Origin of the sequence: Thalassotalea sp. Y01 (genome assembly GCF_012932945.1) — a bacterium.
In the GTDB taxonomy this organism is placed as follows: Bacteria; Pseudomonadota; Gammaproteobacteria; order Enterobacterales; family Alteromonadaceae; genus Thalassotalea_A.
On sequence record NZ_JABBXG010000010.1, the window covers coordinates 48,083 to 60,962 of the forward strand.

Genomic DNA, 12,880 nt, shown 5'->3' on the forward strand with positions numbered 1-12,880 from the left:
ACATCAGGCAAAAAAAATGCCGGTCAATGACCGGCATTTTTGCTAATGATTGTTAACCATTACTCTGCTGAATCGCCTTTAACGTCAACTTCTTTCATGCTTAAACGAACACGGCCTTGACGGTCAACTTCAAGTACTTTAACCGTAACTTCTTGACCTTCAGACAAGTGATCTGACACATTGTTCACACGCTCTTCAGCAATTTGTGAGATATGTACAAGACCATCTTTACCAGGCAATACATTAACGAATGCACCAAAGTCAACGATGCGCACAACTTTACCGGTGTACAGCTTGCCCACTTCGATTTCAGCGGTAATCGCTTCGATACGAGAGATAGCGTCTTTCGCTTGTTCACCAGATGTTGCTGCAATGCGAACCGTACCATCATCTTCAATTTCGATGGTTGTGCCAGTCTCTTCTGTCAATTGACGGATGGTTGCACCACCTTTACCGATAACATCACGGATCTTATCTGAATCAATTTTCATGGTGTGGATACGCGGTGCGAAATCAGAGATATCGTCACGAGCTTCGCTGATCGCTTCATCCATAACACTTAGGATATGGATACGCGCGCCTTTTGCCTGATTAAGGGCAATTTGCATGATCTCTTGGGTAATACCTTCGATCTTAATATCCATTTGCAATGCAGTGATACCACCTTGAGTACCAGCAACTTTAAAGTCCATGTCACCTAAGTGATCTTCGTCACCTAGGATGTCAGAAAGAACAACAAAGTTCTCACCTTCTTTAACTAGACCCATTGCGATACCAGCGACAGAATCTTTAATAGGTACACCAGCATCCATAAGTGCTAATGACGTACCACATACTGATGCCATTGATGATGAACCATTTGATTCGGTGATTTCAGAAACCACACGAACTGAGTATGGGAAATCTTCCGCATCAGGCATAACAGCCAAGATACCGCGTTTTGCTAAACGACCGTGACCAATCTCACGACGCTTCGGTGAACCGATAAAACCAGTTTCACCAACACAGTATGGAGGGAAGTTGTAGTGCAACATAAAGTTGTCAGTCTTCTCACCCAAAATGGTTTCTACACGTTGAGCGTCACGTTGTGTACCCAAGGTCGCTGTTACTAGTGCCTGAGTTTCACCACGGGTAAATACCGCAGAACCGTGCGTACGAGGAAGAACACCAGTCATCACGTCAAGCGCACGAACCATTTCTGGATCACGGCCATCAATACGAGGAGCACCTTGTGTAATGCGCTCACGTACGATTTTCTTCTCTAGATCGTGAATTAAGTCTTTGGCATCACCGGCATCAAACTCTTCGCCTTCAGCAACGTTGGCTGAAAGTTGCTCAATAACGCGGTTTTTAATTTCACCAATCGCATCGTAACGTTTGGCTTTTTCAGTAATTTGGTAAGCGTCAGTAATATCAGCTGTCGCTAATTCTGCGATTTGAGCAACAAGAGCTTCATTTTTCGCAGGTGCTTGCCAGTCCCATGCAGGGTTGTTTACTTCAGCAGCAAACTCTTTAATTGCATTGATAGCCGTTTGCGATTGCTCATGACCGTATACAACGGCGCCTAGCATGACTTCTTCAGAAAGCACGTCGGCTTCTGATTCAACCATAAGTACTGCAGATTCAGTACCGGCAACAACCAAGTCTAATTTGCTTTCTTCAAGTTCTGATTGAAGTGGGTTCAATACGTATTGATCGTTAACGTAACCAACTCGAGCGGCACCTACAGGGCCATTAAAAGGCATACCTGAAATAGCTAGCGCCGCAGACGTACCTAGAAGTGAAATGATATCAGGGGCAATTTCTGGGTTAGCAGAAACAACCGTGATAACCACTTGTACTTCGTTGGTGTAGCCGTCAGGGAATAGAGGACGAATTGGACGGTCAATAAGACGTGCAGTTAATGTTTCTTCTTCAGAAGGACGACCTTCACGTTTGAAGAAACCACCAGGAATTTTACCTGCTGCGTATGTTTTTTCTTGATAGTTTACTGTTAGTGGGAAGAAGTCTTGACCAGGTACTGCTTCTTTTTTACCTACTACAGAGACTAGTACGCTCGTGTCGTCCATTGATGCCATTACAGCAGCCGTTGCTTGACGAGCAATAACACCTGTTTCCAGTGTTACTTTATGCTGTCCGAATTCAAATGTTTTCGTGATCGGAGTCATTGATTTTCCTTAGTATTATAGAGCCCTTGCTCTAAGTTCTATTTCATATTTAATTTCGCGCACTATTATACCCAATTAATTCTCTATTGCTACTATATAGCGTATGAAATTTGTGATCCTTTAGTGACATTTTGATTCGCCTAAACTGAACAAAAACAGTTAATAAATTAGTTACTTACCGTGCTTTCAATTCTGTCTCTATTAAGATCACTGTGGTTGCACCGCTATTTTTTACATTATGTTGCATTGCTGGTAAGTAAAGTACGCTGCCGGTTGCAACCTGCAACACCTGTGTTTTACCGTCATGGTTAATCAACGTAAGCTCACCACCGGCCAACACATATACGGTTCGGTTTGGGTGTTGGTGATTATGCATCCCTGATTCGCTATGAGGTGGATAGGTTAATCGGATGACTTCTACTTTTTCGTTGTCTAACAGTATTTCTTTTTGCTTTTTTAAATCCGTTGCATTCGCTACAAACGATAAGATAACGGACAACATGGCAATAATCGTAGATACTCTTTTCATCTTTCGCTCCGATTGTTATTTTTCTGCTAATCCTTTTCTAACATCAAAAGTAAAGCAGCTGCAAATTTGCTGACATAGCTAGGCGATAAAACTGTGGTCTCATAATTTACAGCTACTCCAAGTTATTAAAGCTAACAATTTCAAGGCACTGCCTTTTGCGCAAATTGGTAGAACCGATGTTTGTCTCCTACACTTATGCCATCATTTGCGCCTTCCAGGTGCCATTATTCACATCGCATAAGTCGGTTAGGCTTATCTCAGCCACAACCGATTAACTCAGCTAAAATAGGGATCATTATGTTACGTCGTCAATTTATTAGCCGTATGGCTGCCATTTTTGGCGGCAGCGTGCTATCAACTCAAGCACTATCAAAGGCCGCTCTATCGGGTACCTCAGCGTCTACCAGCAATGCCTTAGCCGCCGCAGCAACATCGATCAGCCCGGGGGATTGGCAAGCGTTAAGAAAACTCTTCCCGTTAACCCATGACTACGTACAACTGTCGACGTTTCTGTTAGCGTCGCACCCCAAACCCGTCGCTGACGCGATCGCCGAACATCGCAAAGGGCTAGATGAAAATCCGTCTGATTATTGGCACGACAGGTTTCTCACCGTAGATCAAGACATCGCAAAAAGCGCTGCAAATTATATGGGCGGTAAAGCAGAGAATATCGCCCTTACCGATAGCACAACCATGGGCCTTGGTACCATGTATAACGCGCTTGCGCTCGACTCGGGCGACGAAATACTGCAGACAACCCATGATCATTATTCAACGGATATGTCGTTAGCATTTGCGGCAAAACGTGCAGGTGCGAGCATTAAACGCATTGATTTATATGACGATCCTGCCAAAACCAGCACCAAAGATGTGTTGCAACGATTACGAGATGGCATAGGCTCAGAGACAAAAGTTATCGCCGTAACTTGGGTACATTCTTGTACCGGCGTAAAACTGCCCATCAGAGCAATGGCAAACACCATTGCCCAAGCGAACAAACAACGACGCAGTGATAAACAAATTCTATTTTGCGTAGATGGCGTACACGGTTTTGGTATCGAAGATGAAAACATCGACGAGCTAGGTTGCGACTTTTTTGTTGCTGGTACCCATAAATGGATTTTTGGTCCACGTGGTACAGGTGTTATTTGGGGAACAGATAAAGCCTGGCAAATGACCGCGCCTGTGATCCCAAGTTTTAGTGAGTCTTATGATGTCTGGTTAGGATTAACCGAACAGGACAAAGTGTGGAACGGCCAACATATGACGCCAGGTGGCTTTCATTCATTTGAACACCGATGGGCTCTGCCTAAAGCGTTTGAACTGCATATGCAACTGGGTAAAGCCAATGTGCAAAAACGTATACATCAACTCAATACACAAACCAAACAAGGGCTGGCGAAAATGAAACATGTCAAGCTCTACACACCAATGTCCAGTAGCTTATCGTCTGGTCTGGTGGTGTTTGATGTGGACGGCTTACCAGCGGAGCAAGTGGTAAAAAAACTCCATGACAAAGGCATTATAATGAGCGCAACCCCCTATCGTAATAGTTATTCGAGATTTGCGCCGTCATTAATCAATAACGAAAATGAAATCGAAGCAGCCCTTGCCGAGATCGCGCGTTTAGCCTAAATCTAAATTCCTTCATATAATCTAAATAGCATATCTAAGGTGATATACGAGATACGTATATCACCTATAATAATTGGTAATTGGTAATAAAAACCAGCTCTATTAAAATGACAATCAATCAGCAAACGGTCAAAAATCGAACGATGTAATTTTGACTATAAAGCACCCTTTGAACCAGTTTTTAAATTAAGATAATCGGACTTTGTTATGAAAAAATTAGTATTGGCAACAGCAATCAGCCTCAGCTTTTTAACCGTGCCAGCAATGGCAGCTACAACAGTCACCAGCTTAGATAATTTCTTTAGCAAAGCTGGTGTCGTCGTTGATGAAAATAACTACCCTGTAATGGAAACATCGCGTCAAATGTTAAAAAATCAAGACTTAGTAGGTGTTAATAAGCTATTGCATAAGCGCGAATTAACACCAACAGATAAGCAACCTGTAGTGCGAATGAATCGCGATACCTATTACTCAATGGCATTGGTTGATGTATCTAAAGGGGCGACTATTACCCTACCTGAAATCCCAGACGGTAAATACATGTCATTAGAAGTGGTTACTGAAGATCACCGTGTTCAAGCGATGAAATACGGCGGAGGTACCTACAACTTATCAACTCATAGCGGCGAACACGTCTATCTTATCGTGCGCTTAGATGCCACATTTACTAAAGACGAAGTACGCAAGTATCAAGATCAAATCAGCATCAGTGCTAACTCAAACAACAAGTTTGATGCCGTTGCCGTAGATAAGACATCATTCTATAAAACTGAAAATACATTGAAAGCACAAGCGCCATTAATGCTAAAAGAAAACCCATTGGATGCGACGTTCGGTATGTTTACCGATCCACGTGACGATTCAAAAGAGATGTTTACTAAGAAAAAATACGCTGTTGGTGCAGCGGTTGGCTGGGGTGGTGCTCAATTGCGCGACAACATTTATGAGCTATCACCAAATTTTGCCGATGATAAATGCTATCAAATGACCTTTGAGGATCCGCAGAACGATGCATTTTGGTCAATCACGGTTTACGACCAAAAAGGTTTTATGTTTAAAGATCTAGCGAATATCAGTTCAAATACTGCGACAGCTAACGAAGATGGAACGTATACGCTAAGCTTTGGTTGCGGCGCTGACGCACCAAACAACTTAGAAATTGACAACCCAACGGGCAAGTTCAATATGGCTGCGCGTCATTATATTCCAAGCAAGATGGTTCGCGATGAAGGCTATCGTCTATTACCTTTCTTTAAAGAAGTAAAGTAATACTGACATACACTGTCAATTAGACACACATTAAAAAAGGCTTTAAATCTCAGATTCAAAGCCTTTTTCGTGTAATGATGTGTTTTGTGCACAGCTGCGCTTTATTGTTATTCGATAAATGCTTGCAGAATATCTTCATCTAGCATACTGAACTCAGCATAAGACGCCGTTTTAATATTTGCATTGATGGCGATCACCATATCGAGCTCAGGAAAAACGGCAAGAAAGCTTTGTGCTCCGCGAGACACACCGCCATGATTTATATTGCGAGCCAAACCAACACCGTCTGCAGGCCACTCACCATAAAGCCAAGCAAGCGCATAGTTTTGCTCATTCACCTCACCACTTTCCAATCTTTGCGGTGTAGAAAACTCGCGGCGAACCTGTTCTGACAAATAGTTATTATTTAAATGCGCAAGTCCCATTCGTACCAGATCCGAAGACGTTGCAAAAAATCCACCACGGGGTAAGCGATGCGATAAGTCGACCGCTCGCCAAGGGTTGATTTGATGTTGACCATCAACAACACGATTTAAATACGAGATGGCAATATTGCCGGAGCCATCACTGTTGTTTGGCGCAACAATCGTTGAGTGCATGTTATTGGGCGACAAAACCTGCTCGTTGATTTTCTACATATACGGTTTGTTCACCTCCGCCGCCATCACCGCTGCAAGTAACACCGTACCTTGAGATGAATAATAAAACTCCGTGCCGGATTTTGAGCGCATGGAGGTTCCATCAAACACTTCCAGAGCGCTACGCATATCATCGTAATGCTTGCTTAGCGACAATACCAGATACAGGCCGTAATAATCTTTTTCAAGGTCACGCTGTGGATAATGCGCTATTCCCGACATATGAGATAACAACATACGCGGTGTTATTTCTCGCCAAGCAGGGTTGGGCAAGTCTGCTAAATAGTTATTGATTGGTGTATCCAATGCAATCTGTTGATTATCGACAAGACGCGCCAATGCGGTTGCGGTAATCGCTTTTGAAGTACGGCCAATTCGGTAAATGGTATCTGGGGTGGCTTCAATGTCACGTTGCAGATTAGCTCAGCCTATTGCTCCTGCCCACACTAATCTGTCATTGACACCAACCGCAACCGAATAAGAGGCTGCGCCAGTTAATGCGCGTCGACTCTGCATCGCTTTTAAAGTTTGATCTGCGGCGTCTTTATAGCGAGGGTCGTACAATGATTGCGAAACAGACGCATCAGTCGGTACGTTCAGCCATTGCCGCGTCAGCACGGGCACCGCCCCCCGATGACTGTAAAAGTCATAAATGTGTTTGCCCAAATAAACAAACACAGCGATAAACAATAAAGCCAACCATTTGAATTTATGTTTGATTACCACGTTATTAGCCCGCTCCCTAGTTAGTTTGTTTTCACAGCGCGTCAAAGCTACATTGCTGACATTGTGTTTCACATAATGTAGAGCATAAAAAAAGATTGCCCGTGTGTACTATTCTGCGTGGTTAACAGCAATAATATCCACCCAAGCGTTTAGAAAAAATAGTAATGATATTAGATAGCTAGCCTTAGCTTTACGCATCAGAATACTGCATAGATTAGCCATGCCATAGGCAAAGGCCAGTAACCACAAAACGAGAAGTGCCTAAATGATGAAATGCTTAAACGAAGAAATGCCGGAACGAGAAAACGCTCAAACCGAATAGTCCGATTTGAGCGTTTTAGATAAACTGAAATTATGCCGCCGTAGGCTGAGACTATTTATGAGAGTTTATTTTCATTGAAAATTTAAAACCTTTATTACCAGTGCTATCGTTGGTTTGATTGGCACTAAGTACCGCCTGTAACAGCAAATCGACATCCTCTTGGCTTATCCCGCTTTTAGCACCGTTGTTAGCATAAGCCTTTGCTTGCAGCTTTTGTAAAACAGTCAACGCTTTACCTGATAAACAAGATGATAAGTTACCGGCATTACCCTGCGCTTGATTAAGGCGATACAATACATCAACAGCACGTTGATAGTCGCCGCGGTTACAGTGCATAGTAAAGTCTTTAGCCGCCTGTTTTCGAGTTACGTAATAGGAATGTTTATAGGATTCCAGCAACGCATGGCGATGCACTATCAGTTGCCTAATGCAGGCGATAATAAAAGCAACAACCAGGAGCCCATATAGCCAAGCAACTTTAAAATCGGCAATGACGTCAGCCTGTTCACCGTTTATGCTGGCTTCGTTTGCTGCACTTTTGACAGTAAACACGCGTTCAGAATCACCAACCACAACGGTTTGTTCAGCAATGACCTCTGTTTGCAAGCTATCGGTTTTCAAGTCCCACCAACTAATACGTTGCTCTGGAAAAACATAGCTGCCCTCTTGTTGCAAAATGTAGGTCACTTGTTGGCTTCTTGTGGCAATATTAAACTTTTTAAAGCGCTGGAATTCGTCCTCATCAACCACTGGTTTGACGTATTTTTCTGTTGCTGGCAGCTCTTCAATAACAAATTTAGGCAGCATCAAAACATGTTGCTTGTCTGCCGACAACGTATACGTAAAGGTAACTGCAGAACCTAGGCTGAGCGACTTTTGTTTATCTATATTGCTGCTAACCGTAAAACTCACATTTGGGCTGGCCAATACGGTTTGTCCTTTATTTTCAAGGTTTTTATCGGTTACCTGAAATGACGGTGATGGTGTCTTTAACACACGAGTTTGCAATTGACCTTGCTCATTTCGCAGCTCGGCATTTACAGTGATCATTGGTAAGCGAAAGTCACCAGATTCAAGCGGATAAACAATGACATTGCGACGTTGTACATTCCAAGTTTCACCATCAACCTGTGCAACCGTAGACTGCGCAGCGCCGGTAGGTTGAATAACAACACAGCCTTCGATATCTATGTATGATACTGAAAAGTCTTGGGCAAACGGCATTTGACTGCGCAACTCAATCGCAAACACCACTTGTTGCGTGGCAACTAGAGGTTGCTCAGTCTTTTGGCTAACCGCGACGGTTACCTCGTCTTGACTTGCAAATGCCTGTACTTGATTAGACAGCGTCATCAAAAACAAACAAATCACCGCGAATAACGATATAACAAACGCTTTAGCAAATACGTTAGCGAAGCCATTAACACGGCGCTGAAATAAACTACTTACTGGCATTGATGTATTCCTGTTGAAACTTTTTACGTAAAAACTTTTCCGGATTGGTTTGCACTTGCTTAAGCCACAAACTGTCCGACATCACTTGCTGCCCCGCCCCTTGGCTTTGCATCTTTTTATTGCTGCCCTTTTTTTCGGTGTCTATCTCATCGGTATCTATCGCTCTAGGTTTACCAGGTTTCGCATTAGCTAAGATTTTTTCTAATATCTGCAGGTTCTCTTCTGCGCCAGGATAATCAGCTTGCGTTTGTAGCACCTGCTTATACAGTGAGATGGCTTTGACGATATTGCCCATATATGCATGGGCACTGGCTTCGCTAAATCTGGCATCAACGCCATCCAGTTGAGCGAACATAGTTTGTGCTAGGTCATACTCACCTGCAACAAAATAACTGTATGCCGCCCACTGTTTATCGGCGAATACCGTTGCAGCTTGGTCTGCTTTACCTTGCTGTAGATAAAGTGCCGCTTGCTGATCTCGGCTCAGCCATAAATTCATAAAACCTTGCGGGCTTACGTAAATGGCGAGAGCAAGCATTAACACCAGACCCGCTATTATGGCGGTTTTATGTTTCTGGTAAGCCGCATATAAGTTTACGCTGACACGCTTTATGGTATTAAGCCATCGTGGTGTTGCAGCCAATGTTTTTGTATTTACCATTGCATTGTCCACCCACGTCGAAACCAAAGCGCTTGTAACGGCAATAATACAAACAACAACCAATACCCTTCGTCGTGCCATGGTTGCGCCGAATCATCACTGGCAAATAGATTGTTTTCAATGTTATTAATTACCGTGTCGATATCGTCACCATTGTGAGTAAATGGCACCATACGTCCGTGACCGGTATCCGCCAATTGTTGCAGCTGTTGCAGCTGTTGACTTGATAAACCATTAGCCGCAGGCAAGCCACTGTCGGGATTTTCGGCAATAGCCCAAACCAATAATTGATGTTGTTGCTCACTGAAAAACGATTTAAATTGATTTACCGCGTCTGAATCGGTCTTATCGGTTAACAGTAATACCGTAGATGCCGTTGTTGTTTGCTTGAGCAAACTTGCCAATGGTTTCAGTGTCGAGCTTTGCTGTGGCGCTTTATCTGGCAACAAGTCGGTATCAAGCACATCCAGAAAATGTCGGATCATTTGCCTATCTTTAGTAATTGGCATGGCAATATGCGCGGTTCCTGAATACACCACCAGCGCAGTTTTTGCGTCACCACGTTGGTCGAGTAAGGCATTAATTTTTTGTTTCGCGCGCAATAAGCGGCTCGGTTGCAAATCGGTCGATTGCATCGAGCTGGAAACATCCAATGCAATGATCAGTACCGACTCATCGACAAAAAACTCTGTAGCTTGCTTTTTCCACGCAGGTCCTGCCATAACTAACGTAGACACCACTGCGAACACCGCAAACAAATGTTTTGGCGTAAACATACGTTGTTGTGTTTCATCGATGCTTAAGTGGACAATCATCTTGTCAGACATGACAACACGCCATTTACTCAAAGAATCATCTTTTGTGACAACAAAACGATAAAACAAAAACAATGGGATTAATGACAGTAACCATAATGGGCGAATAAAATGGAAGTCATTCAAATAACCCAAACCTAATTCTTGCATAACCGCTAAAGGGTTCATTACTGGCCTCCTTTTACAACAGTGCTTGGTTCAGTCTTTGGCTTATTGTCTGACTCATTAATCATTGGCAATGCTTTCCTGCCGATTAATTTAACGGCAAATAACATAACGATAACCAGCAAATTGGCAACAAAATAAATCGCAAAAGCGAGATGATGCAAACTGTGCTTTGGTCGATAAGACAGAGTCTCATATTGCTGCTTTTCCAAATCATTAATCTGTTGATAAGCCTGCTGTAACTCTTGGCGGTTAATCGCAGTAAAACTTTGCCCACCACTGACTTTGGCAACCCTTTCAAGTGTTTGTAGATCCATTTCATATTCACCTTTATTACTCGGATCGCCAACAGCAATGGTGTATATTTTAATATCATGCTTAGCAGCAATTTGGGCGGCCTTAATAGGCGGCATTTTTGAGCCTGTATCCGCGCCATCGGTGAGCAAAATCAATACTCTTTGTTTGCTTTTTTGTTGTTCGAATACCGCAATCGTTAAGCCTATGGCATCACCAAAGGCGGTTTGATAGCCCGCGTAACCAAGTTGTGATTGATTCAATAAGTCCTGCCAAGTTGCAATATCATCGGTAAATGGTGCTTGCAAGTAGGCAGCGTCAGCAAACAAAATAAGCCCTAAGCGGTCATGCTTACGTTGCTGCGCAAAATCATTTAACACCTGTTTCGCGGCGCTAAGACGATCAATTTTTTGCCCTTGTTGATCAACAAAATCCTGCTCTTGCATTGAACCAGATAAGTCCAACGCCACCATAATTTCTCGCGCTGACTTTTTTTGCTCTATCGGCTCGCCAACCCACTCAGGTTGAGCAATGGCGCTAATCAATGCAACCCAGCCTAACAACAATAAAAACTGCTGCAATCGACGTCGAAGCAGCTTAACGGCACCTTTTTTAGGAGTTTCTCCGGATACTTTTACCAAGCGAGCGAAGTACGGCACATGGACCGAGGCTCTTTGTTCTTTATATTCTGGCAATAACCAATAAACCAACACGGGAATAGGCAAAAACAACCAGGCTAATGGATGCGCGAACTCAATCATATTGCCCCCTATGGTGTTTTATCCAATGTGCGATGTGTGCTTTTAATGCGCGAAATTCGTTATCCGCCATGGTCTTGCTCTCGGCGTACGATAACTGTGCTAATTGCGCTGCGTGGTGCTGAGCAAAATGACTGCCTTGGCACTGGTTATCTAACCATTGTGCCCAATCTTTACCGACATGAGCCGTCACGTCGGTGCGAGGAAAACCGTATAAGGCGGTTTTACGCAACAACAAAGGCAATAGAGCCAATTGCTCTGGGTTATTACCGAGCTGCTGTAATATAGCTAATGCTGCCCGTCGATAAGCATTTTGCACATAACGTCGTAGCCGCAAATAGCAACGATAAACAATCGCTGCGATGGCCATGAACAGTAACAATTTCCAGCCTAGGGTTTGCGGAAACCAACTAATGTCTGCAGGAACAGGAATATCGTTAAGACCGTCAAGCATCGGTTGTGCTTGACCTGACGTCGATGCTGATAATAAAAGAAACATATTCAATACCTTACGCTCTAACCACACCAAACGCTTTACGAACCTGTTTATCTGTAGGCAGCAAGGTATCAAAGGCGATCATTGGCATGCGATATTTGTGCGCAACCGATAAAAATTTAGCAATGGCGTTTTCAACATCATGGCTGAATCGCTGTTGCAATACTTCTTTTTTGGTTGTGAGTTCGATCTGCATGTCGCCATCACTGACCACCATTTGTGACATGGCAATAAGTTGACGCTCTAATGGGTCGGTCACATGGCACAGCATGATATCGTTATGCTGGCTGATGCGTTTAACGTACTCTCCACACTTGTCACTCCAGCCATAACCATCACTGATCATTATCAGTAAAGCATCATGGCCGATAATACGCATCACTTGCGCAAACATGTTTTCAAATGATACATGGTGCTCTGGTTGACTAGCACCTGAGGTCAATTTGTGGTTGTAGCGACAAATTTCACCGATGACTTTAACGACCTGGTTTTGACTGCGTTTGGGCGCTATATGAGTCACATGATTATCGTTAAATACCACAGCGCCGATTCGATCCGTGCTCGCCACCACTTGCCATGCCATTAATGCCGCTATTTCCGCTGCGATAACGGACTTGGTTTTACCTTTGCTGCCAAAGAACATGCTCTGTCGTTGGTCGACCAACAGTATGACATTGCGTTCACGTTCTTCGCTGTACACTTTAACGTGGGGTTTCTTGGTGCGCATAGTGACTTTCCAATCCATGGTGCGAATATCGTCACCAACCTGATATTGACGCATTTCTTCAAAATTAAGCCCTCGGCCACGAAGTTTGGAGGCATTTTTACCCGACAATATGCTATTGATGGGTTGCTCCGCCACTAAGCTGAATCCTCGCGCTTTAAACTGTAAGCGACGCAACGCATCAATACTGGTGTATATGTCTTGATCATGATTCATTGAGTTCAT

At 43.5% G+C, this 12,880-nt stretch carries 11 protein-coding genes and 1 pseudogene; 2 read left to right on the forward strand and 10 right to left on the reverse strand.

The window, feature by feature from the left end; genetic code table 11:
- Positions 1-59 precede the first annotated feature (59 nt).
- Complete coding sequence (pnp, locus tag HII16_RS13930; protein ID WP_135437168.1) at positions 60-2,168, reverse strand: polyribonucleotide nucleotidyltransferase; 2,109 nt, start codon at positions 2,166-2,168, stop codon at positions 60-62.
- Between the two features lie 175 nt (positions 2,169-2,343).
- Positions 2,344-2,697: a cupin domain-containing protein gene (locus HII16_RS13935; protein ID WP_169131017.1), complete on the reverse strand. Its 354-nt coding sequence runs from the start codon at positions 2,695-2,697 to the stop codon at positions 2,344-2,346.
- Between the two features lie 297 nt (positions 2,698-2,994).
- On the opposite strand from HII16_RS13935, the gene HII16_RS13940 reads away from it, so the two are divergent.
- Both HII16_RS13940 and HII16_RS13945 read left to right on the forward strand, forming a co-directional pair.
- Complete coding sequence (locus HII16_RS13940) at positions 2,995-4,332, forward strand: aminotransferase class V-fold PLP-dependent enzyme (protein WP_169131019.1); 1,338 nt, start codon at positions 2,995-2,997, stop codon at positions 4,330-4,332.
- Positions 4,333-4,539: 207 nt separating this feature from the next.
- A complete protein-coding gene (locus tag HII16_RS13945; RefSeq protein WP_169131021.1) occupies positions 4,540-5,601 on the forward strand; it encodes a DUF1254 domain-containing protein in 1,062 nt (353 codons plus the stop codon).
- Between the two features lie 107 nt (positions 5,602-5,708).
- Here the strand turns inward: HII16_RS13945 and HII16_RS16985 are convergent.
- The 8 genes and pseudogenes from HII16_RS16985 to HII16_RS13990 form a co-directional block, all read right to left on the reverse strand.
- Positions 5,709-6,656, reverse strand: a pseudogene (locus tag HII16_RS16985) (serine hydrolase domain-containing protein).
- Positions 6,657-6,662: 6 nt separating this feature from the next.
- Positions 6,663-6,965, reverse strand: a complete 303-nt coding sequence (locus tag HII16_RS13960; protein ID WP_169131025.1) for a hypothetical protein — start codon at positions 6,963-6,965, stop codon at positions 6,663-6,665.
- A gap of 373 nt (positions 6,966-7,338) precedes the next feature.
- A complete protein-coding gene (locus HII16_RS13965) occupies positions 7,339-8,742 on the reverse strand; it encodes a BatD family protein (protein ID WP_169131027.1) in 1,404 nt (467 codons plus the stop codon).
- On the reverse strand, positions 8,729-9,403 hold the full coding sequence (locus tag HII16_RS13970; protein ID WP_169131029.1) for a hypothetical protein: 675 nt from the start codon (positions 9,401-9,403) through the stop codon (positions 8,729-8,731). The genes HII16_RS13965 and HII16_RS13970 overlap by 14 nt, the downstream gene beginning before the upstream one ends.
- Positions 9,397-10,386 (reverse strand): VWA domain-containing protein, encoded by a 990-nt coding sequence (locus HII16_RS13975; protein WP_169131031.1) that lies wholly within the window; start codon positions 10,384-10,386, stop codon positions 9,397-9,399. The genes HII16_RS13970 and HII16_RS13975 overlap by 7 nt, the downstream gene beginning before the upstream one ends.
- Complete coding sequence (locus tag HII16_RS13980) at positions 10,386-11,438, reverse strand: VWA domain-containing protein (RefSeq protein WP_169131033.1); 1,053 nt, start codon at positions 11,436-11,438, stop codon at positions 10,386-10,388. Before HII16_RS13980 ends, HII16_RS13975 begins: the two co-directional genes overlap by 1 nt.
- Complete coding sequence (locus tag HII16_RS13985; RefSeq protein WP_169131035.1) at positions 11,431-11,934, reverse strand: DUF4381 domain-containing protein; 504 nt, start codon at positions 11,932-11,934, stop codon at positions 11,431-11,433. Before HII16_RS13985 ends, HII16_RS13980 begins: the two co-directional genes overlap by 8 nt.
- A 10-nt stretch (positions 11,935-11,944) precedes the next feature.
- Entirely contained in the window at positions 11,945-12,880 is a 936-nt protein-coding gene (locus HII16_RS13990) for a DUF58 domain-containing protein (protein ID WP_169131037.1), read from the reverse strand.

Excerpts from the sequence above, each read along its gene's own strand:
- pnp (WP_135437168.1), bottom strand. The coding sequence starts at position 2,168 with ATGACTCCGATCACGAAAACATTTGAATTCGGACAGCATAAAGTAACA.
- HII16_RS13935 (WP_169131017.1), bottom strand. The coding sequence starts at position 2,697 with ATGAAAAGAGTATCTACGATTATTGCCATGTTGTCCGTTATCTTATCG.
- HII16_RS13940 (WP_169131019.1), top strand. The coding sequence starts at position 2,995 with ATGTTACGTCGTCAATTTATTAGCCGTATGGCTGCCATTTTTGGCGGC.
- HII16_RS13945 (WP_169131021.1), top strand. The coding sequence starts at position 4,540 with ATGAAAAAATTAGTATTGGCAACAGCAATCAGCCTCAGCTTTTTAACC.
- HII16_RS13965 (WP_169131027.1), bottom strand. The coding sequence starts at position 8,742 with ATGCCAGTAAGTAGTTTATTTCAGCGCCGTGTTAATGGCTTCGCTAAC.
- HII16_RS13970 (WP_169131029.1), bottom strand. The coding sequence starts at position 9,403 with ATGGTAAATACAAAAACATTGGCTGCAACACCACGATGGCTTAATACC.
- HII16_RS13975 (WP_169131031.1), bottom strand. The coding sequence starts at position 10,386 with ATGAACCCTTTAGCGGTTATGCAAGAATTAGGTTTGGGTTATTTGAAT.
- HII16_RS13980 (WP_169131033.1), bottom strand. The coding sequence starts at position 11,438 with ATGATTGAGTTCGCGCATCCATTAGCCTGGTTGTTTTTGCCTATTCCC.
- HII16_RS13985 (WP_169131035.1), bottom strand. The coding sequence starts at position 11,934 with ATGTTTCTTTTATTATCAGCATCGACGTCAGGTCAAGCACAACCGATG.
- HII16_RS13990 (WP_169131037.1), bottom strand. The coding sequence starts at position 12,880 with ATGAACTCAATGAATCATGATCAAGACATATACACCAGTATTGATGCG.